We start from the raw sequence: 22,396 nt of genomic DNA, 5'->3' as shown, positions 1-22,396 counted from the left end.
CGCCTTTTGGGGAACGAGCGCGGTGAAGGTTAACGGATCGGGCTGCCCCGCCCGAAGCGGTGGGACTTCCAGATCATGAACGGAGAGCGGGCACTCGACCGTCCGCGCCGGCGACCGTGAACGACCACCATCCGCCTGCGTAGGGAGCGCCCTCTCGGCTAGAATCGGCGGTTCTCGGCCCGCTTCCGGCCGCGCAACCATAGGAATCCCCGCACGATGAAGATCCTCGTCGGCTACAAGCGCGTGGTGGACTACAACGTCCGCATCCAGGTCAAGCCGGACGGCTCCGGCGTGGTCACCGACGGCGTCAAGCTGTCGGCCAACCCGTTCGACGAAATCGCGCTCGAAGAAGCCCTGCGCCTTCGCGACAAGGGCATCGCGACCGAGGTCGTGGTCGCCACCATCGCCCCGGCCGACGCCCAGGCGCACCTGCGCAACGGTCTGGCGATGGGCGCCAACCGCGCCATCCACGTCGTGTCCGACCAGCCGATCCAGCCCCTGACCGCCGCACGCACGCTGCTCAAGCTCATCGAGAAGGAGCAGCCGGATCTCGTCATCCTCGGCAAGCAGGCCATCGACGACGACGCCAACCAGACCGGCCAGATGCTCGCCACGCTGTGGGGCCGTCCGCAGGCGACGTTCGCCTCCAAGCTGGAGGTCGAAGGCGGCAAGGCCACGGTCACGCGCGAAGTCGACGCGGGCCTGGAAACGCTGGAAGTCGACCTGCCGGCGGTGGTCACCACCGACCTGCGCCTCAACGAGCCGCGCTTCATCAAGCTGCCAGACATCATGAAGGCCAAGAGCAAGCCGCTGGAAACCGTGCAGTTCGCCGACCTCGGCGTGGACGCCGGCGAAGGCCTGAAGACCACCCACTACGCCGCGCCGGGCAAGCGCACCAAGGGCGTGATGGTGAAGGACGCGGCCGAACTGGTCGCCGCACTCAAGCAGAAGGGGCTCCTGTAATGAGCAAGATTCTGATCGTCGCCGAACACCTGGACGGCAAGCTCAACGCCTCCACCGCCAAGTGCGTTTCCGCCGCGCAGGCGCTGAATCCCGAGTCGATCGACATCGTCGTGCTGGCCTCCGATCCGGCCGCCGTCGCGGGCGACGCGGCGCAGATCGCCGGCGTCGGCAAGGTGCTGACCGTCGCCAACGCCGCCAACGCGAACGCGGTCGCGCAGGTACTGGCGCCGCAGGTGGCCAAGCTCGCCGCCGGCTACACCCATGTCTTCGGCCCGAGCACGACCTTCGGCAAGGACCTGATGCCGTGCGTCGCCGCGCTGCTGGGCGTGTCGCAGGTGTCCGACGTCATGGCCGTGGAGGGCAGCCACACCTTCAAGCGCCCGATCTACGCCGGCAACGCGATCATCACCGTCGAGGCGCCCGCCGGACAGACCGTGGTCGCCACCGTGCGCACGGCGTCGTGGCCGGAAGCCGCCAAGGGCGGCAGCGCCACCGTCGAAGCGGCCTCCGTCGACGCCGCCCTGCCCTCGCACACGCGCTTCGTTGGCCTCGCGGCCGGCAAGTCGGATCGCCCTGACCTGCAGTCGGCGCGCCGCGTCGTCTCCGGCGGCCGTGGCGTCGGTTCGGCCGAGAACTTCAAGGTCATCTACGCGCTGGCCGACAAGCTCGGCGCCGCAGTGGGCGCCTCGCGCGCCGCGGTGGACGCGGGCTACGTGCCGAACGAACTGCAGGTCGGCCAGACCGGCAAGATCATCGCGCCGGAGCTGTACGTCGCCGTCGGCATTTCTGGCGCGATCCAGCACCTGACCGGCATCAAGGACGCCGGCACCATCGTCGCCATCAACAAGGACGGCGACGCGCCGATCTTCGAGATCGCGGACATCGGGCTGGTGGGGGATTTGTTCACGCTGTTGCCTGAGCTCGAAAAGGCCATCGGCTGAAGCACAAGTCCACAAGGGAAGCGACCTTACAATGAGCAAGAAAGTGATGGTGGTGTTCGGCACGAGGCCGGAAGCCATCAAGATGGCGCCGGTGGTGGAAGCCCTCCGGAACCTGCCTGGGCTGGAAACCGTGGTCGCAGTGACCGCGCAGCACCGGCAGATGCTTGACCAGGTCCTGGAATTGTTCGGCATCCAGCCGGACGAAGACCTGGACGTCATGCAGCCGGGCCAAACGCTCGCACAACTCACAGGCCGGATCCTGCAGGGCATGACGGACCTTATCGCGCGTCAGCAGCCGGATCTCGTGCTGGTTCATGGCGATACGACGACGACGTTCGCAACCGCCCTGGCTGCCTTTTACAATCGAACCGCCATCGCCCACGTTGAAGCGGGTCTACGTACCGGCGACCTGTATTCGCCGTGGCCGGAGGAAGCCAACCGTTGTCTCACCGGAAAGCTCGCGCGCCTGCACTTCGCGCCCACCGATCAATCGCGACGGAACCTGCTGGACGAAGGCATGTCCGAAGCGGATGTGCACGTGACGGGCAACACAGTCATCGACGCGCTCCTGTCGGTGGTGGACCGCTTCCAGCGCGACGCAGAACTCTCGGGGAAATTGGCGGACCGCTTCCCGTTCTTGGATCCAAGCAAGCGGCTCGTGCTGGTCACGGGCCACCGGCGCGAGAACTTCGGTTCCGGGTTCGAGCAGATCTGCGAGGCGTTGAAGCAGATCGCCTCACGCGGAGACGTGCAGGTGGTTTATCCGGTGCATCTGAACCCGAACGTTCGGGAACCGGTCAATCGCATCCTGGCCGATGCAGACGACGTACACCTGATCGAACCGCTGGATTACCTGCCGTTCGTATACCTGATGTCACGCTCGTACATGATCATCACCGACTCTGGTGGCATCCAGGAGGAAGCACCTTCTCTAGGTAAGCCGGTGCTCGTCATGCGCGATACCACCGAGCGACCCGAGGCCGTCCAAGCCGGCACCGTCCTACTCGTGGGCACGGACAGTGCTCGCATCGTCGAGGAGACCAACCGTCTGCTCGATGACGCCTCGACTTACGAGGCCATGGCACGTGCGCACAATCCCTACGGCGATGGGCAAGCCGCGACGAAAATCGCAGCTATTGTGCGGTCCACCCTTGTGCCTCAATAACCGCGTTAAGGGCTAGCGAACATCGAATGGGGACAACGTCCCCATTCGAATGGTCTACACGCGCACGAGCTGGCGGCAGGACTCTCATAACCTAGCGAGAGGTCCCTCCGGATCAAGGCGGCGCGTCGAAGAAGAAGTCGGGCCTGCCCGACCATTTCTCGCCGAAATGCGCAGAGTTGCGCTTGAAGAGGACTTGATACGCGGCGTTATCTTGTGAGGCCGAAGTGGTCTGGTGGGCCTGGTGACGGATACTTTGAAGATCGCGATACGCCAGCAGATACCCCTGGCCTTTGATAGCCAGTGAAAAGTCGGTGTCCTCAAAGCAAGTGGGATCATAGAACTCATCGAATCCCCCGGCCTGATCGAATACCTCCTTAGACACGAACAGGCCGCCCGAGCCGAGATAGGCGATGTCGGTCCGGTAACCGAGGGCCTGATACTCAGGGGCTGTGGTGCCACGCCGAGGCAGGTAGTCGACAATTGGCCCGCCAAAGGTGTCACTACCGTCAGCAAACCAACCGGCTGCCCAGCCGACAGCTCCGACTGCAGGATTTCGTTCGAGGATGGAAAGTGCTTCTTCGAATGCTCCCCGACCAGTGATCCATTGGTCCGAGTCGAAAAACGCCAGGTACTCTCCGGAGGCAGCAGCAGCACCGAGGTTCCTGCCCGAGCTGCAACCGTTCTTGTCATTGATGATGAGTTTCACATCAGGGAATTTCTCCCTCACCAACTCGGGGCCGCCGTCGGAACTCGCGTTGTCGACGACGATCACCTCCTTGACGTAGGCCGACGCGTGCGCACTGAAACTCTTGAGGCAGCGCTCGATAATGTCCACATTGTTGTGTATGAGGATGACGACCGTCACTACACGCCCGTATGACAATGCCGGGACCATCTGATCGAGACGCCCTGCCCAACAATTCTCGATCAGGAAATCATCGACCTTGGTGGGATCCGCGACCAGCGGATCTGAGCACAGACGCGCGAAGTCGTCCGTGGAACGAGCGACATGAACATTCGGATAGCCGGCGATTTCTGGCAGTTCGTTGGCCACAACGGGAACGCCCATCGCCAGGTACTCGAAGATCTTGATCGGCGAAACGGCATCGGAGATGTGACCCGGGCGGAACGGAAGAAGTGCGATATCGCAATGCTGCAGATACTTGGGAAGCTCTTCTATCTGCCGCCCACCCAGAAAGCGAACATTAGGCTCGACTTCGCGATTCGCGGGCGGGTCTCCAATGAGGTATATCGCCGCATCCTTGCAACTCCGGGCTGCGGCATTCACACATTCCCAGTCGAACCACTCACCGTATAACGAGCCGAAGTACAGCAGCGCACGCTGTCCGTGCACGTACTCGGATGGGCGCGGATACTCTCGGTAACTGTCGAAAATGCTTTCGTTAACCGCATTCGGCAGATACCTTGCGTCCGGCCTCCCCATCTCGATCAGTTTGTGCTGAAGGATCTTCGCCGTCCCAACAACAACCTCGCTTTGATCGACGTATGCCTGCATGACGCTTGCATCAAACCAGTCGCCGCCTAGCGAGCTGTCCCAGGCGTCAATCAACTCGAACACGCGACGCACGCCCAACTCACCCAAACGCGAGAAGTAGGGCAGGAAAGCCGGATGGGGAAGTTCGAAGAGCGCAACGTCGGCAGCTGTAGCGCCACCCAGCACGTCATCCATCGAAGTACGATCCAGGAACAGGTGACGCATTCCCTCGGCTTGATAGCCACTCTCGACTGGCTGCCCATTTTCCCACTTACGATAGGCGTACACGTAAGTAACCTGCTCACCCCGAGCCAGCAAAACCCGGGCGAGTTGTGCGGCACGCTGTCCACCTCCGATATCGTCGAAAGGAACACCGGTAAAGATGTAGATCGTACGGGTGCCGCCCCCAACCTGAACAAGGCCAAGCGAAGAAGAGCGGAGCGATGCAAGGCGCGTGGAGAGGTCCTCAATTCGGGACTCATCTGCCTCCAGGGCCAGTTCCGGCACGCACAAAACCTCCGAGTTGACACCCTTCAGCGATGCGACCGTCTTTCGCAATGGTGCCGTAATGCGCCAGCTATTACTGGCTGCGACCTGAGCAAGGTCCGCGCTCAGCTTCCGATTTTTGCTCATGATGCTTTCGGCTGCTGCCTGAAAGCCTTCGGCGACATGGATAAAGCGCATGTACGACTGCGTGAGTTCATGATTGCGCAGTCCTCGCAAGCGCCTCAACTTCTCTAGAAGCGCGGCCTTCTCGGCGATGGCATTGGCCGCAGCGTCAGACTGCGCGCGCAACTTCGATTCAAGCGCACCACGCTCAGCGGCGAACTGCTCCGCTTGCTGCCGGAGCGTCTCCTCGACCGAGGCTTGCTGGGCGGCGGCAGCCGCCCGTTCGTCTCGCAGCGCACTCTCGAGGCTGGTGATTTTTTCAGCAAGCGAATCGCGTTCCGCGATACGCGCGAGCGCCTCGCTTTGCTCGAAACGGGCTCGCTGCTCGAATTCGGCCGCATGCGTGCGGGCCAGGGCCTCCTGCTCCTTGGCGTGAGCAAGCTGGGCATGCAATTGCTCGACACTCGCCTGACCGACAGCTGCTGCACGCCCCCCAACCGCATGCTCCAAGCGCATTCCGCGGTACATCGGATCGTCGCGATCGACGTAAGCCAGAAAGATCTGCGCCCCGGTCCACTCGGTGGCATGCATATCCGAGACGTCTAACGCGCGCCAGTAGGCCAAGTGGAAGCGATCAGCAATCACGAGCGGCACGTTCTCAGGCAGGAACGTGTAGTGATGCTCATCAATCCTGTTGATCTCCTCGTAAGGAAGTAACAGCAACACGCCACGGGACGCGGCCTTCGCAAGAGTGTCCAACACTTTCCAAGGCTCGTGAAAGTGCTCGAGCGTGTTCGAGCTAAACACGAAGTCCCAGCTTTCCTGCGTTGAATCAGAAGTGGTTAGGTCCCTGCACACAAACCTGTTGACAGGGTATGTCTCCGCAGCGCGGCGTATGGCCTCTTCTGAAAAGTCGCAACCCGTCACTTGCGCGCCAGGCAGCGATTGGGCGAGGAGTTCCGTGCCGTCACCCAGGGCACAACCCCAATCAAGAATGGACGCGCGCGTGCTGGTCAAGTTCCACTTCAACCAATCGGGCATCATGCTGAGCGCGAGGGACGAGAAGAACCGACTTTGAGTCCTGCCGCGGTTGGCCTCCCAATCAGTCTCAAAGCGCCGATCCCAATAATCCTTGCTGTTGATGGCAGTCATTAGCTCTTACTCACTGATACCGCGACGGGCACGTTGAACAAGCCGAAACGACGGGCCTGGCTCGTCACCGAAAAATAATGTGCCCCTTCGATGTACTCGAAGTATTGGATCGCTTCAGTCGATCTATCTTCCAACGCGATGACCAAGAGGTATTTACCCTCCGTCAGCCGCATGACGAACTCGAAAGCCACTTTGCAAGCCCCTGAGATTCCACCGAATGCGCCGCGATTTTCGTCGTGCGTACTCAACACCAACAGATCGGTGCCCTTCAAATCCTTGATGGAGAGTGAAACGGCCAGGTGCGCGGGGTCAAATCCGGCCGGAGCGGTGAACTCCACTTCGAGGCACACGTTCTCGCCGTACTCCACGACGGAAGCGTTCTCCGATAGCGCGCGAAGATTCCAGCGCCTGATGGAGCCGACATGAGAGCCCCAGTGGTTCAATGGCGCAAGTTGCGGCCTGACTGGTTCCACCGCCTCATCATTGCCAGTTACATCCGGCAACGACGCAGGCGGGTCGTCAGTGTCCTCAAACATCCGCTCCATGTACTTGGAGGTGACTGTGAATACATCCCCCATAGCCACGGGCCGTCCCGATTCCAGCCATAGCGCGCGATCGCACAGAGTGCGAACAATTCCGACGTCATGACTGACGAAGAGGAGCGTGCATCCAGACTCGCGCAGCGCACGGATTCGCTTGATGCACTTGGCTGAGAAGCGCGCGTCGCCGACCGCCAGCGCCTCGTCGACGACGAGTACGTCTGGCGACACATGCGAGGCAACCGCAAACGCCAAACGCACGAACATGCCGCTTGAATAGGTTTTCACCGGTTCATCGAGGAAACGCCCGATCTCTGCGAAGGCGGCAATCTCGTCGAACTTGGCTTCCGTTTCTTCTGCAGTGAGCCCTAACAGGGCTGCATTCAGGAAGACGTTTTCCCGTCCCGTGAAATCGGGATCGAATCCAGCACCAAGCTCGAGCAGGCTTGCGATCCGGCCGTTCCGTTGAACCGTCCCTTCCGTGGGAGGCATGATGCCGCATATCAATTGCAGGAGCGTGCTCTTACCGCTGCCGTTGCGGCCGATTATGCCAACCGACTCGCCAGGGCTAAGGGAAAAGCTAACCCCACGAACAGCCCAGAACTCATCTAGTTGGACAGCTTGCCGCTTCAGCAGCAATGAGCGAAACAAAGCTCCCGCAGCCGGCTTGAGCGGATAGGCTTTTCCTAGATTACTGACTTCAAGAATCGTCATTAAAGGACGTCCGCGAACCCGGGACGCAGTCTGTTAAAGAAGAATAGGCTGCCCACCGCGAACACGGCGCTGATCGCGAGCAGCAGCGGGTACAAAGTGAGATCCAGATGTGCCGGCCACAACAACGCCGCGCGCGACCACTCGATTGCATGAGTGAGGGGGTTGATCATCATCACGAGCTTGAGCGCATGCGGCACGCTAGAGGACGGGTAGAAGATCGGCGACAGGAACATCAATGCGATATTTATCGTCCCTACCACCTGATCGGTGTCACGAAAGTAGGCGCCCAAGGCAGCGAGGACCCAGCAAGCACCCATGCAAAACAGGATGAGTGGAAGCCACAGCAGTGGGAGCGCGATGATTGCCCACGGCACCGCGCCCTTGATCGCGACGAAGAATACGACCCACACGGCCAGTGCGATCAAAGAGTGGTACATGCTGCTACCTAACGACACGCCCGGCAGCAGGTTCAGTGGGAAAACCGCCTTTTTCACCAGATTGATGTGGCCCCGCATCGATGCGGTAGCCATCGCCATCGACTCGGTTACGAAGAGATAGGGTACTTTCCCAAGAAAAAGGATGAGCACGTAGTCCCAAGGGCTCTCCACGGCAGGCCATCGGGGTTTGAAAATAAGCCCGAAAACGATCGTATAGATGCCGATCATCAACAGCGGCTGCAGTATCGCCCAAGCCATACCGCCAAAGGTCGCCTTGTAGCGCCGCTCGATATCGCGCTTGACGAGTTGACGAAAAAGATAAAACCGCTGACGTAGAACTTCCGTGCGAGACACCGTGTGCGTATTCATAGAGCCGTGCTGATGTCCTGCTGGAGGTCCGCCACATCCTCCACACCCACGCTCAACCGAACCAGGTTGTCCGCGATGCCAAGAGCAGCACGGCGCTCTGCCGGCACGGACGCATGCGTCATGATCGCCGGGTGGTTGATCAGGCTTTCCACGCCGCCGAGCGACTCGGCGACGGCGAAGAGCTCGCAGCGCTCCATCATGCGGCGCGCCGCGGCTTCGCCGCCCTTGACGTAGATGCTCACCATGCCGCCGAAGCCATGCATCTGGCGCCGGGCGAGTTCGTGCTGCGGGTGCGACTTCAGGCCCGGGTAGATGACCTTCTCGATCTGCGGGTGCGTTTGGAGCCACTCGGCCAGCGCCTGCGCGTTCTCGCAGTGCGCCTTCATGCGCAGATGCAGCGTCTTCAGGCCGCGCAGCGCGAGGAAGCTGTCGAACGGCCCCTGCACGCCGCCGATGGCGTTCTGCAGGAAGGCCATCTGGTCCGCGATTTCGGCGTCGTCGCCGACCACCGCCATGCCGCCGACGATGTCGGAGTGGCCGTTGAGGTACTTCGTCGCCGAGTGCATGACGATGTGCGCGCCCAGCTCGAGCGGGCGCTGCAGGATCGGCGAGCAGAACGTGTTGTCGACCACGACGATCAGGCCGCGCTTGCGGGCAATCGCGGCGATCTGCGCGATGTCGACCAGCTTGAGCAGCGGGTTGGTCGGCGTTTCGATCCAGACCATCTTGGTTTCGGGGCGGATCGCCGCCTCGAACGCCGCTGCGTCGCTCAGGTCGACCCAGCTGAAATCAAGGCCCGCGGAGCGGCGACGCACGCGCTCGAACAACCGGTAGGTGCCGCCGTAGACATCGTCCATCGCGATGACGTGACTGCCCGAATCGAGCAGTTCCAGGATCGTCGAGGTCGCGGCCAGGCCCGAGGCGAACGCGAAACCGCGCGTGCCGCCTTCCAGCGCGGCGACGCAACGCTCGTAGGCGAAACGGGTCGGGTTGTGGCTGCGCGAATACTCGAAGCCCTGGTGCACGCCCGGGCTGCTCTGGGCGTAGGTCGAGGTCGCGTAGATCGGCGTCATCACGGCGCCGGTGCTCGGGTCCGGAGCCTGCCCCGCGTGGATCGCCAGGGTACCAAGACCGGGCTTCCCGGCCCCGCCGTCGGCATGTCGTTCAGTCATTGCGTCCTTCCGTCTTTTTTCCCGCTAGCCCGGCTAGCATGGGCGGTCGCCGATTCTAGCATCGCCCATGAGCCCTCCCCGGCGTTTGCCCCCGGACTTCAGCCGAAGTGCAGCCTATCCGCTGTTCGCAATCGACCCGGCGCAGAACCGGGCCTGGGTGCTGCATTTCGAGGCCGACGACTACCGGCGCGCGAGCTTCCTCGACCAGCGCGCGCTCGGGCGTCGCGAGGTCTCCGGATGGACCCTGGACCGGTCGGAACTCGAGGCCGCACTGGCGCCTTCGCCGCCACTGCGCGAGGTGCACTGGCTGTTCCATATCGGCCACTGCGGGTCGTCGCTGGTCAGCCGGCTGCTGGACCTGGTGCCGGGCGTGCTCGGGCTGCGCGAACCCCTGCCCCTGCTCGCCCTCGCCCACGGCCGCGACGACCCATCTGCGGCCTCGTGGGAAACGCCGGTCCTGGCGCTGCTCGCCCGGGGATTCCCGGACAGTCGGGCGGTGATCGTGAAGCCGACCAGCGTGGTCACCACGCTCGCCGATCGGCTGCTGCCGACCACCGGTCGCGCATGCCTGCTGTGGGTCGACCTGCAGACCTGGCTGGCCACCATGCTGCGCGACGCCCGCCTCATCGAAGGGGCGCTTTCGACCGAGCCGCTCCGGCTGGCTCGGCAGCCGGCCCTCCCGCCGGCGGACAGCGAAGCCGCCCGCCTCGCCCGGGCCTGGCTCATCGAACAACTGCGATGGCGCGCGCTCGCGGCGGACCCGACCCTGTCGGAACGACTCATCGATCTGGATTTCGCCGACGTACTTCGCGATCCCGCACCGGCGACGGCGCGCCTGGCCGCGCATTACGGTCTCGACGTGCCGGACGACTGGGCGCAGCGGATCAAGTCCTCCGAACTGCTCAGCCGCTATGCGAAGGACGGAGACGCGCATTTCGACGCGAACGCGCGTCGGCGCGAGCTCGCGGCCGCCGCCGAGAAACATGCGGACGGCATCGTCGAAGGCCTGCAGTGGGCGCAGGAAGCGATCGAATCGGCGGGCGTCGCGGATCTCGCCCCGCGCCTGCGCCCGCGCGCCTGATCAGGCCAGGAAAGTCGTCATCGCGTAGCGCGTGCCGCGCATCACCGGCCGCACTTCGTGCAGCATCGAGCACGAAAACACCAGCGCCGCGCCCGTCGGCGGCGAGAACAGATGCGGCCCGAATTCGGGATAGCGGAATTCGCCGCCCGTGTAGTCGCCCTGGTTGAGGTTCACCGACAGCGCGAAGCGCCGATGCGCGACGTCCGGCGTTTCGTTGTCGCGATGCGCACGGAAGTAGCCCGCGTTTTCGGGATACGCCAGCAGCTTGAACGGATCGCGCCGACGCACTTCGAAATTGAACACGCGCGCGATCTCGGGCAGCGCGCGGCGCATGAGACGCTCGTGCATGCGCGCTTCGAGCTGTGCATCGCGGGGTATCGCCTCGCGACGCTGTTTGATGTCGGGATCGACCTGCAATCGCTGCTCGCCGTCCTGCATGACCAGCACGGCGGACACGTCGCCGCCGGCGCAGTCGACATCGAGGTGGCGAATCAGCGCCGCGCACAGTTCCGGTTCGAACACGCCGGGGATCTGCAGGACGGGAGCGATTGCGAACGTGCGTTCGCCGGGCAACGGTTCGACCGATGGCGTCGTCGTCGGCACGCTCTGCGGTGGCAGGGGCACCGGCGCGCACAGACGCAGGTTGGCATCGACCAGCCACAGCAGACCCGCGCCAACGCCTTCGCACCACCTCGCGTCAGCGGCGAACGCGCGCCATCCCGCGGGCGCGCCCTGCGGCGCCTGCGGTCCGACGCACAGCGCGAGCGTCCCCGGCGGCGGGACCGGCAGCAGCGCGGCGGCATGCGCATCGGTAGGCGTCGCGAGCCAGAGCGGCGCGCCGGCGAATTCGGCGTGCAGCGTGCAGTTGGTGCCGTCGTCCGCCCGCAGGCGGACGTCCGGCAGGCGGTCGCCCGGCAACCAGTGCGCGGACGCCGCGGCGTTCATCACTGCACGCGCCTGCGCAGGTAGTTGAGCAGGTCGATGCGCGTGATCAGGCCGATGAACTTCTCGCCGTCTACGACGATGGCGACATGGCCGCGATCGAACACCGGCAGCAGCGATTCGATCGGCGAACGCACGTCGATCTTGTCCAGCTTGCTCACCATCGCGGTCGACACCGGATCGCGGAAACGCGACTCGTCGCCGTACACGTGCAGCAGTACGTCGCTTTCATCGACGATGCCGACGATGTTGTCGCCGTCCATCACCGGCAGCTGCGAGACGTCGTACAGCTTCATGCGCTGGTACGCGGTGACGAGCAGATCGTTTGGACCCACGACCACCGTGTCGCGCTGCGAGAACGGGCGCAGGATCAGGTCGCGCAGGTCGCCGCTGGATTGACGCGCCAGGAAGCCGTTGTCCAGCATCCAGTAGTCGTTGTACATCTTCGACAGGTACTTGTTGCCGGTGTCGCACACCAGCGTCAGCACCTTCTTCGGCGTGGTCTGCTCGCGGCAGTACTTCAGCGCCGCGGCGAGCAGCGTGCCGGTGGACGAGCCGCCGAGGATGCCCTCCTTCTCGAGCAGTTCGCGCGCGGTGAGGAAGCTCTCCTTGTCGCTGATCGCGTAAGCCTTCTTCACCCGCGTGAAGTCGGAGATCGGCGGGAGGAAGTCCTCGCCGATGCCTTCGACCATCCAGCTCGCCGACTTGTCCGACAGCGTGCCGCGGTTGATGTATTCCTCGAGGATCGAGCCGACGGGGTCGGCGAGGATCAGTTCGGTGTGCGGCGATTCGCTCGCGAAGAAGCGCGACAGGCCGGTCATCGTGCCCGAGCTGCCGCAGCCGAACACGATCGCATCGAGCCCGCCGACGTCGTTCATCTGGCGCAGGATTTCCGGGCCCGTTCCGAACTCGTGCGCGGCCGGGTTGTCCGGATTGCCGAACTGGTTGATGAAGTACGCGCCCGGCGTTTCGCGCGCGAGGCGCTCGGCGAGGTCCTGGTAGTAGTCGGGATGGCCCTTGGCGACATCCGAACGCGTGAGCACGACCTGCGCGCCCATCGCCTTGAGGTTGAAGATCTTCTCGCGGCTCATCTTGTCGGGCACGACGAGGATCAGCTTGTAGCCCTTCTGCTGCGCGACCAGCGCCAGGCCGATGCCGGTGTTGCCGGCGGTGCCTTCCACGAGCGTGTCGCCGGGGCGGATCTTGCCGGCCTTCTCGGCGGCTTCGATCATCGACAGGCCGATGCGGTCCTTGATGGAGCCGCCGGGGTTCTGCGATTCGAGCTTGAGATAGAGCTCGCAGACGCCGGTGTCCAGGCGCTGCGCCTTGATGATCGGCGTGTCGCCGATCAGTTCGAGTACGGATTGATGGATGCTCATGGGGCCAGTGTAAAAGGCCCGCGTGAAGCGCGGAAAGAGCGCACCGGCTCGTGGACGCGGCCGGGGACCCATTTGCCTCCGACTTGGCGCCGGACCGCACGCACGCCGAGGGGCGCCCGGCCATGCGGGCGCCTGCGGGAGGGAGAGGAGATTCCTTCGCACCGGGGCGGCTGCTGGGCGCAGCCGCCCCGGTTCAGTAGACGCGGGCGGAGAGACCGACGAGGAAGTCGCCGCCCACGGCGAGGAAAGGGGTGGACGTCAGTGGCGTTGCAGGTCGTACATGCGGACCAGTCGGTCCTTCGCAGCCAGTTTTTCGCGCTTCATCTGCGCCAGGGTGATGTCGTCGATCGGTAGCACGCCCAGTTCGGCGTCCATCACTCTCTTGTCGAGATCCTTGTGGCGTTGATACAGCTGCTTGAATTCGGGGTTGGCCTTCATCAGCGCCTCGATCTCCGGCTGCGGTCGTTCTTCGAACATGTAGAGCCTCCTTCAGCGGGTATGGAAGCCCCGGCGCGAGGCCGAGGCCCGTGCGGAAGGCCCCGCAGACGAAAACGCCCCGGTCCTCGAAGGACCAGGGCGTCGTGCGGGGTCGTGGAAGAGCAGGTCGGGGTCGGCGGCCTCACAAGGACCGGCCCCGTACTGACGTGGGGCTGCGGGGTCCTTCGAAAGGGGCGTTGACGTCATCGACCAGGCTCATCGCCAAGCGGAAAACAGGCCGCTTGGAGTACCGACCCTACTCCTCCCCACCGGGGTCGGCAAGGGCGGCGGGACGGGGATGTGCGCTGCGTCGTGAAGGTCGCGACGAGCGGAAGGCTGCAAATGCCGGCCTTCCACTGTTATCGGCCAAGTGACTGATTCAACTACGTTTACTTGGACTGAACGACAAGCTCGGTGCGCTCTGACTTGCCCGCCTTGCCGCTCACCTGGACCTGGCCCTGCGGCCAGCCACCGGCAACCAGCGCGTCACGCACGGCCTCGGCACGGCGCTGCGCCAGCTTGGCGTCTGCGGCCGTGACATCCACCCGGACGCCCGGTGCCGACGACGCCTGCGCGTACGCCGCCACGGTCTTCACCGTGTTCTGCGCGCCGCTGCCGAGGCTGGCCTTGCCGGAGCCGAAGCTGCCCTTGTCGAGCGCGAAAACCTCACCGCGGCTGTCGCGCTTGGACGAGGGCAGCTTGCCGCCCGTCACCAGCTCGGCTTCCTCGCGGGCCAGCTTGGCCTGGCGGTCGCGGGCGGCATTGAGGCGCGCGGTCTGCGCGCCGGCGACGCCCTTCAGCGCGCTTTCGACGTCCTGCATCGCGGCGGCGTCGGCCTCGCTCTGCTGGCGCAGGCGCTCGGCTTCCTCGGCCTGCATCTGGGCCTGCAGGCGCAGGCGTTCGTTTTCGGCGCGCGCGCGGGCGGCATCGCGCTGGCTGGCTTCGACCAGCAGCTCGGCACGTTCGCGATCGAGCTGGTCAACCTGGCGCTGCATAGCTTGGGTGCGGGCCGCCGACTCGGCCACTGCGACGCGACGCTCGGCGACGTACAGCGCGCCGGGGCGATCGCGCTTGGCGGCCTGGTCGAGGGTGCTGACGGCCTGCCGTGCCTGAAGGCGCTCATACGCAGCGAAGGTGTTGAGGGTGGAATCGGCATCCAGCGCGGTCAGGCGCTGCGAGAGCCGGGCGGCATCGGGGTTGTCGGCGGCGCTGGCGGGCGCGGCGGCAACGCAGGCGACCAGCGCGGCCGCCAGGAGCATCGGGCGAAGGTTCACGGCTGGGCCTCCTGGAGACGGCGGCGCAGCTCGTCGACTTCCGCGCGGCGCTGGTTGAGTTCGGCCGTGGCCAGCGCCTCGCGGCTCCTGGCGTAGGCGAGGTCGGCATCGGCGGCGGCGGCGAGCGAGAGGCGACGCGCCTCGTCCTGGTCGCCGGCGCTCATCGCGGCCTGGGCCTGCGACAGCTCGGTGCGAGCCGTGCCCAGTTCCTGCGGCGCGTACTGGTCGGCGTCGGCGTCTTCGGCGCGGGTCACGGCCTGGCGGGCCGATGCCAGCTCGCCGGTCGGCGGGGGTAGCGACGCGCACGAGCAGAGTGCGGAAGCGAGAACTGCAGCCAGCAGCGGAAATCGGATTTGTGCGAAGCTTGGACGCATTGGGGAGGCCGTGCCTGAGATAGGTACCCGGCCATTGTCGTAAAGCCGCAGCCACGCTTGCAACGGGAAGGGTTCCGGGCGTGACGGCGCAAGAATAGGGGTTGCTTGCATGGACATCGGCTATTTCCTGAAGCTGATGACGGAAAAGAACGCGTCGGACATGTTCCTGACGACGGGCGCACCGGTTTATATCAAGGTCGAAGGCAAGCTGTACCCCCTCGGCAATACGGGCCTGCCTCCGGGCATGGTCAAGAAGATCGCCTACTCCCTGATGGACGAGGGACAGGTTCCGCTTTTCGAGCGTGACCTCGAACTGAACATGGCGCTCGCGCTGCCCGAAGCCGGCCGGTTCCGCATCAACGTGTTCAAGCAGCGCGGCGAAGTCGGCATGGTGATCCGTGCCATCCGCAGCGTGATCCCGTCGATCGAGGAACTGCAGCTGCCGCAGGTGCTCAAGGACATCATCATGGCCCCGCGCGGCCTGGTGCTGATCGTCGGCTCCACCGGCTCGGGCAAGTCGACCACGCTCGCGTCGATGATCGACTACCGCAACAGCAATATTTCCGGTCACATCCTCACCATCGAGGATCCGATCGAATATCTGCACAAGCACAAGAAGTCGATCGTGAACCAGCGCGAAGTCGGCCTGGACACGCACGCCTTCCACAACGCGCTGAAGAACGCGATGCGCGAGGCACCGGACGTCATCCTCATCGGCGAAATCCTCGACGCCACGACGATGGAAGCCGCGATCGCGTTCGCCGAAACCGGCCACCTGTGCCTGGCGACGCTGCACTCCAACAACGCCGACCAGACGCTGGAACGCATCCTCAACTTCTTCCCGGAAGCCGCGCACAAGAACGTGCTGATGAACCTCGCGCTGAACCTGCGCGCGGTGGTCAGCCAGCGACTGGTCGTCGGCACCGATGGCCGTCGCGTGCCGGCGGCGGAAGTGCTGATCAACACGCCGCACATCCGCGACCTCATGCGTCGCGGCCAGGTGCACGAGATCAAGCAGGCGATGGAGGAGTCGCTGGAGGAAGGCATGGAGTCGTTCGACCAGTGCCTGTTCCGCCTGCACAAGGAAGGCCGCATCGACATGGAAGAGGCGCTCAAGGCCGCCGACTCCCGCGAAGGCCTGGCGCTCAAGTTCCGCCTGTCGGAAGGCTCCACCGGCGAGCACGATCCGTACGCGGACATCTACGACACGGCGACGCAGTAAGGTCGCCAGAATCGCCGTTGCGGAGCAACGCTTCGGCGGTTGTAGCCCGGGTAAGCGAAGCGCACCCGGGAATGCACCATCACGGCGGCCACCCGGGTGCGCTTCGCTTACCCGGGCTACCAAAGCAGCAATTGCCTGCAGACGCCGAAGCGGTTATGTCACCGGCGCATCCGGCTGCTTCTCCGGCCGCGCGGCATCGAACGCCGGCAACGCCAAACACGCTTTTTCGATGCGCATGATCGTCGGGTACGCCGACAGGTCCACCGCGAAGCGTCGCGCGTTGTAGACCTGCGGCACCAGGCAGCAATCGGCCAGCGTCGGCGAATTCCCCTCGCAGAAGGTTCCTGTCGACGGATGGTCGGCCAGCATCGCCTCCAGCGCGGCGAAGCCCTCCTGCACCCAGTGCTGTACCCACGCATCGCGCTCGGGCTGCGGCACGTGCCAGTTGCGGTCGAAGTGCTGCAACACGCGCAGGTTGTTCAGCGGATGGATGTCGCAGGCAATCACCTGCGCCAGTGCGCGCACGCGCTGGCGATCGCGTGCCGCGGCCGGCAACAGCGGCGGCTCCGGCCAGGTTTCGTCGAGGTATTCCAGGATCGCGACCGACTGCCGCATCACGCGGTCGCCGTGCTGCAGCACCGGAACGAGTTCCTGCGGATTGACGTCCTTGAACGCGGCCGAGTGCTGCTCGCCGCCGTCGCGGATCAGGTGCACCGGCACCGTCTCGTACGGCAGCGACTTCAGGTTCAACCCGATGCGAACGCGGTACGCCGCGCTCGAACGCCAGTACGAATACAACCGCAGATGCTCAGCCGCCATGCCGTTCCCCGCGAAGTGGACCTGGATCGTGCACGGACTGGCCGTGCACGCTGTGTGCGTTACGCGTTGCCGCCCTTCTCGATGCGCTGCTCGATCGCGCCGAACACGCTCTCGCCGTCGCGCGACAGCATTTCGATGCGGACCGTATCGCCGAAGCTCATGAACGGCGTGATCGGCTTGCCGGTTTCCAGCGTCTCGACCGTGCGCTTTTCCGCGAAGCACGACGCACCCAGCGACGTGTCCTCGTTGGCGACGGTGCCGGAGCCGACGATCGTGCCGGCCGACAGCGGACGCGTCTTCGCCGCATGCGCGACCAGCTGCGCGAAATCGAACTGCATGTCCACGCCTGCTTCCGGCGCGCCGAACCACTCGCCATTGATGTGCGTGGTCAGCGGCAGGTGCACCTTGCTGCCCTTCCACGCGTCGCCGAGCTCGTCCGGCGTCACGAACACCGGGCTCAGCGCCGAACGCGGCTTGGACTGCAGGAAGCCGAAGCCCTTCGCGAGTTCGTTCGGGATCAGATTGCGCAGCGAGACATCGTTGACCAGACCGACGAGCTGGATGTGCGATGCGGCCTGTTCGGGCGTCGCCGCCATGGGAACGTCATCGGTGACGACGACCACTTCGGCTTCCAGGTCGATGCCGTACTCCTCGCTCGGCACGCGCACCGGATCGCGCGGACCGTAGAAGCCGGCGCTCACCGCCTGGTACATCAGCGGATCGGTGTAGAAGCTTTCGGGCACTTCCGCGCCGCGCGCGCGGCGCACGCGCTCGACGTGCGGCAGGTACGCGGAACCGTCGACGAACTCGTACGCGCGCGGCAGCGGTGCGGCGAGCGCGACCATGTCGAGATCGAATGCGCCATCGGCGCTGCCCTCGTTGAGCGCGTCGTACAGCGCATTGAGGCGCGGCGCGGTGTTCGACCAGTCTTCCAGCGCGCGCTGCAGCGTGTCAGCGATGCCGGTGGCGCGCACGCCGCGCGACAAGTCGCGCGAGACCACGATCAGCGTGCCGTCGCGACCGCCTTCCTTCAGAGAACCAAGCTTCATCGAAACTCCCGGATTTCCAGCGCTGCCGCGCGATGGTTTCAATTGTAACGACTGCGCGCGGCCTGGCGAGACATGTCATCAGAACGCAAACCGAGCGCGGATTCTGACAGCGTGCGCGACCGGCGGCACATTGGAAGTCGCGTGTCATCGATGCGTCACGATGCGGGTCGTAGCGACCAACAAACTGCAGGCAACAAAAAACCCGCCTTGCGGCGGGTTTCTTGTTTTGTCTGGCAGCCCCGGATGGATTCGAACCACCGAATGCCTGAGTCAGAGTCAGGTGCCTTACCGCTTGGCGACGGGGCTATGGAACAAATTGTAACCCAAAAACGATTAGCGCTTCGAGAACTGCGTAGCGCGGCGGGCCTTGTGCAGACCGACCTTCTTACGCTCGACTTCACGCGCGTCGCGGGTCATGAAGCCGGCCTTGCGCAGGTCGGTCTTCAGGGTTTCGTCGTACTCGACCAGCGCGCGGGCGATGCCCAGGCGGATCGCACCGGCCTGGCCGGTGATGCCGCCGCCGGCGACGGTGACGACGACGTCGAACTTGTCGGTCGACTGGGTGAGTTCGAGCGGCTGGCGCACGATCATGCGCGCGGTTTCGCGACCGAAGAACTCATCCAGCGGACGCTGGTTGACGGTGATGTTGCCAGCGCCCTTGCGCAGGAACACGCGGGCGGTGGAGGACTTGCGGCGGCCGGTGCCGTAGTTCTGCTGGATTGCCATGGGATGTCTCTAGAAAAGGGTCCGAATCAGAAGTCCAGCGCCTGCGGCTGCTGGGCGGCGTGCGGGTGCTCGGAGCCCTTGTAGACCTTGAGCTTGCGGTACATGGCGCGGCCGAGCGGATTCTTCGGCAGCATGCCCTTCACGGCGATCTCGATGACGCGCTCCGGATGGCGCTCGAGCGCCTGGGCGAGGGTCTCGGTCTTGAGGTTGCCGATGTAGCCGGTGAAGCGGTGGTACTGCTTGTCCTGCAGCTTCTTGCCGGTGACGGCAACCTTCTCGGCATTGATCACGATGAGGTAGTCACCCGTATCGACGTGCGGGGTGAACACCGGCTTGTGCTTGCCGCGCAGACGGCGGGCGAGTTCGGAAGCGAGGCGACCGAGGGTCTTGCCTTCGGCGTCTACGACGTACCAGTCACGCTGGACGGTCTCGTTCTTGGCGGTAAAAGTCTTCATGACTGGTCTTTGATGGTGTTCCGGTCGGGCTGGTTCCGTACTCGTTTCCGGCAAGGCCGGACCGGCGGAACTTCGCCACGCGTTGTAGAGGGGGTAAAACGAAGAGGCGGAATGATAGCCGGCTCGTGGTCCCGCTGCAAGTCGCGGGGTCGGGGCCGCTAGAATCGCGCCATGCCGCCCGCCGCTCCCTCGCCCCGCCCCGCCGCGCCCGATCCGCTGGTGGCGCTGGCCGATCGCTGCGTGCAATGCGGATTGTGCCTTCCGCCCTGCCCCACTTACGCCGAATCCCGGCTCGAAGCGGAGTCTCCCCGCGGCCGGATTGCCCTCGCGCGCGCCTGGGCGCTGGGCACCGTGGCGGCCACGGCCACGGGCGAAACCCATCTGGACCAGTGCCTGGGCTGCCGCAGCTGCGAGGCCGTCTGCCCGGCGGGCGTCGAGTACGGCGCCCTGCTGGTGCAGGCCCGCGCGCGGCAGCGCGAACGGCGGCCGGCGGGCTGGCGGCAGCGGGCGATCGAGTCGCTGGTGTCGCACCCCCGCCTCCTGCATGTCCTGCTGCGCACGTATGGGCGCCTGCATCCGTGGCTGCCTGCGCGATGGCGCCTGTTGCCGCCGCCACCGGCCCCACCGTCCGGCGCGATCCCGACGCCTCAAGCGGAAGCGGAGCGCGTGTCCATGTTCGTCGGCTGTGCGGCGTCCGCGTACGAGGCGGGCCTTCGATCCGCGGTGGTCCAATGCCTCGCGATGCTGGGCGTCCGCGTCGACGCGCCGCCCGGACAGACATGCTGCGGCTCCGTGCACGCACACGCCGGCGACCTCGAAGGCGCGCAGCGCCTCGCCCGCCGCAACCGCGACGCGTTCGGCCCGGCCGGGACGGTCCTCACCTTCGCCAGCGGCTGCCACGAGGCCGTTTCGCAGGCGCTGGAGGGCGATCGCAACCGTTCCGTCGACGCGATCGAATTCCTCGCCGGGCAGCTTCGTGCCCGTCCCGAACGCTGGCGCTGGCGCGGCGCCCCCGAGCGCGTCGCGCTGCACCTGCCGTGCACGCAGCGCAACGTCGTGCGTTCGGCGGGCACGTTGCGTGCGTTGCTGTCGATGGTGCCGGAGCTGGAGGTCGTGGAATTGAACGCCTCCGGCTGTTGCGGCGCCTCCGGCACGCAGATGCTCGAAGATCCCGTGCGTGCGGCGACATTCCGCGCGCCGCTTCTGCGCCAGGTCGAGGAAAGTGGCGCGACGCGGCTGCTCAGCGCGAACCTGGGCTGCCGGTTGCATCTGGCCAACGGCACGCCGGTTCCGGTGGAACATCCACTGGAGTTCCTGGCGGCGCGCATCGAAGCGGTGCCTTCACCGCGGACGGTTTCCCCCTCCGCGTAAACTGGCGGCATGGACACGACCCGCCAGCTCACGCCCCTCGACCGTTTCCTCACCGACACCCAGCGCGCGCTCGACACCGTCTTCGGCGCACCCGGCGCGCAACGTGACAATCCCGCGCGTGACGTCGCGCAGATCGAACTCGACGAAGACGAGCGCCGCCACGCGAGCGGCCTGATGCGCATCAACCATGTCGGCGAAGTCTGCGCGCAGGCGCTTTATTGCGGGCAGGCGGCAGTTGCCCGCGACGACGCGACGCGCGCGCACCTGCTTGCGGCCGCGCAGGAAGAGACCGACCACCTTGCGTGGTGCGCCGACCGGCTTCGCGAACTCGACAGCCGGCCGAGCCTGCTCAACCCGGTGTGGTACGCCGGCAGCTTCGCGATCGGCGCGCTCGCCGGCCTGCGCGGCGACGGCTGGAACCTCGGCTTCGTGGTGGAAACCGAACGCCAGGTCGAGGCGCATATCGACGAACACCTCGACTCGCTTCCCGCCGCCGACGCGCGCAGCCGCGCGATCCTGCAGGTAATGAAGGCCGACGAAGCCCGCCATGCCGACCACGCCGAAGCCGCTGGCGCGCGCGTGCTGCCGCCCCCGGTGCCGACATTGATGGCGGCCGCTTCAAAGGTGATGAAAGCGGTGGCGTACCGGATCTGAGCTTTCCAGATTCGGGATCCGGACGGCGCAAATGCGCCGAGGCAAAAAGAAAGGGCCCGCGTTGCGGGCCCTTTGCTTTACCGAATCACGAATCACGACCGTTAATCGGCCAGGTTGCGCCCGTGGTAAAGCTCCTCGATCTCCCGCTTCAGGCGCGCTTCGATCTTCATGCGCTCCTTGAACGACAGGTTCTTGGCCTTCTCCTCGAACAGGTACGTGTCGAGGTCGAACTCCTTCAGGTGCATCTTCGTGTGGAAGATGTTTTCCTGGTAGACGTTCACGTCGAGCATCTCGTAGCGCGACTTGATGTTCTTGGCCAGGTAGTCCTGGATCGAATTGATCTTGTGGTCGATGTAGTGCTTCTTGCCCTTGATGTCGCGCGTGAAGCCACGGACGCGGTAGTCCATGATCACGATGTCCGACTCGAGGCTTTCGATCAGGTAGTTCAACGCCTTCAGCGGCGAGATCACGCCGCACGTCGCCACGTCGATGTCGGCGCGGAAGGTCGCGATGCCGTTGTCCGGATGCGTCTCCGGATAGGTGTGCACCGTGATGTGCGACTTGTCCATGTGCGCGACGACGGCGTCGGAGATGATCTCCTTGCCGGCATCCTTCTTGTCGATCACGGGCTCCTCGGAGATGAGGATGGTCACCGAAGCGCCCTGCGGGTCGTAGTCCTGGCGGGCGATGTTGAGGATGTTCGCGCCGATGATCTCGGCGACATCCGTCAGGATCTGCGTCAGGCGGTCGGCGTTGTACGCCTCGTCGATGTATTCGATGTAGCGACGACGCTCGTCCTCCGACGCCGCGAAGCAGACGTCGTAAATATTGAACGAGAGGGCCTTGGTGAGGTTGTTGAAACCTTGCAACCTCAGGCGAGGCAACGGCTTGACCACGGCAGTGAGATCCCGGTAGGGCGGCGGAGGGCCGCGATTATGAGGCACAAAGCCCCGAGGGGGAACGCGTTCGGCCCGCGAGGGGCCCTACGGGGCCCAAGCTGACCGATCGCGTGTGAAG

General features: G+C 64.9%; 21 protein-coding genes and 1 tRNA gene. 7 read left to right on the top strand and 15 right to left on the bottom strand.

Annotated features, from left to right (window positions below; genetic code table 11):
- Positions 1 to 216 precede the first annotated feature (216 nt).
- Genes LA521A_RS03365 through wecB form a run of 3 tightly spaced genes read left to right on the top strand, consistent with a single transcriptional unit; the run spans position 217 to position 3,069 of the window.
- On the top strand, positions 217 to 963 hold the full coding sequence (locus LA521A_RS03365; protein ID WP_281780974.1) for an electron transfer flavoprotein subunit beta/FixA family protein: 747 nt from the start codon (positions 217 to 219) through the stop codon (positions 961 to 963).
- Positions 963 to 1,904 carry an electron transfer flavoprotein subunit alpha/FixB family protein gene (locus tag LA521A_RS03360; RefSeq protein WP_281780973.1) on the top strand — a complete coding sequence of 314 codons (942 nt, stop codon included), beginning with the start codon at positions 963 to 965 and terminating at the stop codon, positions 1,902 to 1,904. The genes LA521A_RS03365 and LA521A_RS03360 overlap by 1 nt, the downstream gene beginning before the upstream one ends.
- 31 nt (positions 1,905 to 1,935) lie before the next feature.
- Positions 1,936 to 3,069 carry a non-hydrolyzing UDP-N-acetylglucosamine 2-epimerase gene (wecB, locus tag LA521A_RS03355; protein WP_281780972.1) on the top strand — a complete coding sequence of 378 codons (1,134 nt, stop codon included), beginning with the start codon at positions 1,936 to 1,938 and terminating at the stop codon, positions 3,067 to 3,069.
- A gap of 112 nt (positions 3,070 to 3,181) precedes the next feature.
- On the opposite strand, the gene LA521A_RS03350 is transcribed toward wecB, so the two are convergent.
- The 4 genes from LA521A_RS03350 to LA521A_RS03335 are packed head-to-tail and all read right to left on the bottom strand — an operon-like array spanning position 3,182 to position 9,556.
- On the bottom strand, positions 3,182 to 6,325 hold the full coding sequence (locus LA521A_RS03350) for a glycosyltransferase (protein WP_281780971.1): 3,144 nt from the start codon (positions 6,323 to 6,325) through the stop codon (positions 3,182 to 3,184).
- The gene (locus tag LA521A_RS03345; protein ID WP_281780970.1) at positions 6,325 to 7,578 is read right to left on the bottom strand and encodes an ABC transporter ATP-binding protein; all 1,254 of its coding nucleotides are present in this window, start codon (positions 7,576 to 7,578) and stop codon (positions 6,325 to 6,327) included. The genes LA521A_RS03350 and LA521A_RS03345 overlap by 1 nt, the downstream gene beginning before the upstream one ends.
- Positions 7,578 to 8,384 carry an ABC transporter permease gene (locus LA521A_RS03340; protein WP_281780969.1) on the bottom strand — a complete coding sequence of 269 codons (807 nt, stop codon included), beginning with the start codon at positions 8,382 to 8,384 and terminating at the stop codon, positions 7,578 to 7,580. The genes LA521A_RS03345 and LA521A_RS03340 overlap by 1 nt, the downstream gene beginning before the upstream one ends.
- A complete protein-coding gene (locus LA521A_RS03335) occupies positions 8,381 to 9,556 on the bottom strand; it encodes a cystathionine gamma-synthase (protein ID WP_281780968.1) in 1,176 nt (391 codons plus the stop codon). Before LA521A_RS03335 ends, LA521A_RS03340 begins: the two co-directional genes overlap by 4 nt.
- Before the next feature lie 67 nt (positions 9,557 to 9,623).
- On the opposite strand from LA521A_RS03335, the gene LA521A_RS03330 reads away from it, so the two are divergent.
- Positions 9,624 to 10,637, top strand: coding sequence for a sulfotransferase family protein (locus LA521A_RS03330; protein WP_281780967.1), 1,014 nt, complete (start codon positions 9,624 to 9,626; stop codon positions 10,635 to 10,637).
- Here the strand turns inward: LA521A_RS03330 and LA521A_RS03325 are convergent, their stop codons facing one another.
- From LA521A_RS03325 to LA521A_RS03305, 5 genes are all read right to left on the bottom strand, one after another.
- Positions 10,638 to 11,582: a 2OG-Fe(II) oxygenase family protein gene (locus tag LA521A_RS03325; protein ID WP_281780966.1), complete on the bottom strand. Its 945-nt coding sequence runs from the start codon at positions 11,580 to 11,582 to the stop codon at positions 10,638 to 10,640.
- On the bottom strand, positions 11,582 to 12,958 hold the full coding sequence (locus tag LA521A_RS03320; RefSeq protein WP_281780965.1) for a pyridoxal-phosphate dependent enzyme: 1,377 nt from the start codon (positions 12,956 to 12,958) through the stop codon (positions 11,582 to 11,584). Before LA521A_RS03320 ends, LA521A_RS03325 begins: the two co-directional genes overlap by 1 nt.
- A 258-nt stretch (positions 12,959 to 13,216) precedes the next feature.
- Complete coding sequence (locus LA521A_RS03315) at positions 13,217 to 13,435, bottom strand: HP1242/YdcH family protein (protein WP_115841330.1); 219 nt, start codon at positions 13,433 to 13,435, stop codon at positions 13,217 to 13,219.
- Between the two features lie 389 nt (positions 13,436 to 13,824).
- Positions 13,825 to 14,694: an OmpA family protein gene (locus tag LA521A_RS03310; RefSeq protein WP_425494621.1), complete on the bottom strand. Its 870-nt coding sequence runs from the start codon at positions 14,692 to 14,694 to the stop codon at positions 13,825 to 13,827.
- Positions 14,695 to 14,705: 11 nt separating this feature from the next.
- A complete protein-coding gene (locus LA521A_RS03305; RefSeq protein ID WP_281780963.1) occupies positions 14,706 to 14,963 on the bottom strand; it encodes a DUF4398 domain-containing protein in 258 nt (85 codons plus the stop codon).
- Positions 14,964 to 15,192: 229 nt separating this feature from the next.
- On the opposite strand from LA521A_RS03305, the gene LA521A_RS03300 reads away from it, so the two are divergent.
- On the top strand, positions 15,193 to 16,305 hold the full coding sequence (locus LA521A_RS03300) for a PilT/PilU family type 4a pilus ATPase (RefSeq protein ID WP_281780962.1): 1,113 nt from the start codon (positions 15,193 to 15,195) through the stop codon (positions 16,303 to 16,305).
- Between the two features lie 153 nt (positions 16,306 to 16,458).
- Here LA521A_RS03300 and maiA read toward each other — a convergent pair whose 3' ends face one another.
- From maiA to rplM, 5 genes are all read right to left on the bottom strand, one after another.
- On the bottom strand, positions 16,459 to 17,124 hold the full coding sequence (maiA, locus tag LA521A_RS03295) for a maleylacetoacetate isomerase (protein ID WP_281780961.1): 666 nt from the start codon (positions 17,122 to 17,124) through the stop codon (positions 16,459 to 16,461).
- A gap of 59 nt (positions 17,125 to 17,183) precedes the next feature.
- On the bottom strand, positions 17,184 to 18,173 hold the full coding sequence (locus tag LA521A_RS03290; RefSeq protein ID WP_281780960.1) for a fumarylacetoacetate hydrolase family protein: 990 nt from the start codon (positions 18,171 to 18,173) through the stop codon (positions 17,184 to 17,186).
- A gap of 231 nt (positions 18,174 to 18,404) precedes the next feature.
- Positions 18,405 to 18,479 (bottom strand) — tRNA-Gln (locus tag LA521A_RS03285).
- Between the two features lie 27 nt (positions 18,480 to 18,506).
- On the bottom strand, positions 18,507 to 18,899 hold the full coding sequence (gene rpsI / locus LA521A_RS03280; protein WP_281780959.1) for a 30S ribosomal protein S9: 393 nt from the start codon (positions 18,897 to 18,899) through the stop codon (positions 18,507 to 18,509).
- 26 nt (positions 18,900 to 18,925) lie between these two features.
- The gene (rplM, locus tag LA521A_RS03275) at positions 18,926 to 19,354 is read right to left on the bottom strand and encodes a 50S ribosomal protein L13 (RefSeq protein WP_281780958.1); all 429 of its coding nucleotides are present in this window, start codon (positions 19,352 to 19,354) and stop codon (positions 18,926 to 18,928) included.
- 171 nt (positions 19,355 to 19,525) lie between these two features.
- On the opposite strand from rplM, the gene LA521A_RS03270 reads away from it, so the two are divergent.
- Complete coding sequence (locus LA521A_RS03270) at positions 19,526 to 20,725, top strand: (Fe-S)-binding protein (protein ID WP_281780957.1); 1,200 nt, start codon at positions 19,526 to 19,528, stop codon at positions 20,723 to 20,725.
- A gap of 9 nt (positions 20,726 to 20,734) precedes the next feature.
- Positions 20,735 to 21,379 (top strand): 2-polyprenyl-3-methyl-6-methoxy-1,4-benzoquinone monooxygenase, encoded by a 645-nt coding sequence (gene coq7 / locus LA521A_RS03265; protein WP_281780956.1) that lies wholly within the window; start codon positions 20,735 to 20,737, stop codon positions 21,377 to 21,379.
- Positions 21,380 to 21,480: 101 nt separating this feature from the next.
- On the opposite strand, the gene speD is transcribed toward coq7, so the two are convergent.
- Entirely contained in the window at positions 21,481 to 22,275 is a 795-nt protein-coding gene (speD, locus tag LA521A_RS03260; RefSeq protein ID WP_281780955.1) for an adenosylmethionine decarboxylase, read from the bottom strand.
- Between the last annotated feature and the right edge of the window lie 121 nt (positions 22,276 to 22,396).

The sequence above is a fragment of the Lysobacter auxotrophicus genome (assembly GCF_027924565.1).
Classification (GTDB): Bacteria; Pseudomonadota; Gammaproteobacteria; order Xanthomonadales; family Xanthomonadaceae; genus Lysobacter_J; species Lysobacter_J auxotrophicus.
Note: the sequence above shows the minus strand (reverse complement) of the source record. Positions and strands in the feature narration are given on the sequence as shown.

What these genes read in the sequence shown, in the direction of transcription:
- LA521A_RS03365 (WP_281780974.1), top strand. Translation starts at nt 217, where the DNA reads ATGAAGATCCTCGTCGGCTACAAGCGCGTGGTGGACTACAACGTCCGC.
- LA521A_RS03360 (WP_281780973.1), top strand. Translation starts at nt 963, where the DNA reads ATGAGCAAGATTCTGATCGTCGCCGAACACCTGGACGGCAAGCTCAAC.
- wecB (WP_281780972.1), top strand. Translation starts at nt 1,936, where the DNA reads ATGAGCAAGAAAGTGATGGTGGTGTTCGGCACGAGGCCGGAAGCCATC.
- LA521A_RS03350 (WP_281780971.1), bottom strand. Translation starts at nt 6,325, where the DNA reads ATGACTGCCATCAACAGCAAGGATTATTGGGATCGGCGCTTTGAGACT.
- LA521A_RS03345 (WP_281780970.1), bottom strand. Translation starts at nt 7,578, where the DNA reads ATGACGATTCTTGAAGTCAGTAATCTAGGAAAAGCCTATCCGCTCAAG.
- LA521A_RS03340 (WP_281780969.1), bottom strand. Translation starts at nt 8,384, where the DNA reads ATGAATACGCACACGGTGTCTCGCACGGAAGTTCTACGTCAGCGGTTT.
- LA521A_RS03335 (WP_281780968.1), bottom strand. Translation starts at nt 9,556, where the DNA reads ATGACTGAACGACATGCCGACGGCGGGGCCGGGAAGCCCGGTCTTGGT.
- LA521A_RS03330 (WP_281780967.1), top strand. Translation starts at nt 9,624, where the DNA reads ATGAGCCCTCCCCGGCGTTTGCCCCCGGACTTCAGCCGAAGTGCAGCC.
- LA521A_RS03325 (WP_281780966.1), bottom strand. Translation starts at nt 11,582, where the DNA reads ATGAACGCCGCGGCGTCCGCGCACTGGTTGCCGGGCGACCGCCTGCCG.
- LA521A_RS03320 (WP_281780965.1), bottom strand. Translation starts at nt 12,958, where the DNA reads ATGAGCATCCATCAATCCGTACTCGAACTGATCGGCGACACGCCGATC.
- LA521A_RS03315 (WP_115841330.1), bottom strand. Translation starts at nt 13,435, where the DNA reads ATGTTCGAAGAACGACCGCAGCCGGAGATCGAGGCGCTGATGAAGGCC.
- LA521A_RS03310 (WP_425494621.1), bottom strand. Translation starts at nt 14,694, where the DNA reads ATGCTCCTGGCGGCCGCGCTGGTCGCCTGCGTTGCCGCCGCGCCCGCC.
- LA521A_RS03300 (WP_281780962.1), top strand. Translation starts at nt 15,193, where the DNA reads ATGGACATCGGCTATTTCCTGAAGCTGATGACGGAAAAGAACGCGTCG.
- maiA (WP_281780961.1), bottom strand. Translation starts at nt 17,124, where the DNA reads ATGGCGGCTGAGCATCTGCGGTTGTATTCGTACTGGCGTTCGAGCGCG.
- LA521A_RS03290 (WP_281780960.1), bottom strand. Translation starts at nt 18,173, where the DNA reads ATGAAGCTTGGTTCTCTGAAGGAAGGCGGTCGCGACGGCACGCTGATC.
- rpsI (WP_281780959.1), bottom strand. Translation starts at nt 18,899, where the DNA reads ATGGCAATCCAGCAGAACTACGGCACCGGCCGCCGCAAGTCCTCCACC.
- rplM (WP_281780958.1), bottom strand. Translation starts at nt 19,354, where the DNA reads ATGAAGACTTTTACCGCCAAGAACGAGACCGTCCAGCGTGACTGGTAC.
- LA521A_RS03270 (WP_281780957.1), top strand. Translation starts at nt 19,526, where the DNA reads ATGCCGCCCGCCGCTCCCTCGCCCCGCCCCGCCGCGCCCGATCCGCTG.
- coq7 (WP_281780956.1), top strand. Translation starts at nt 20,735, where the DNA reads ATGGACACGACCCGCCAGCTCACGCCCCTCGACCGTTTCCTCACCGAC.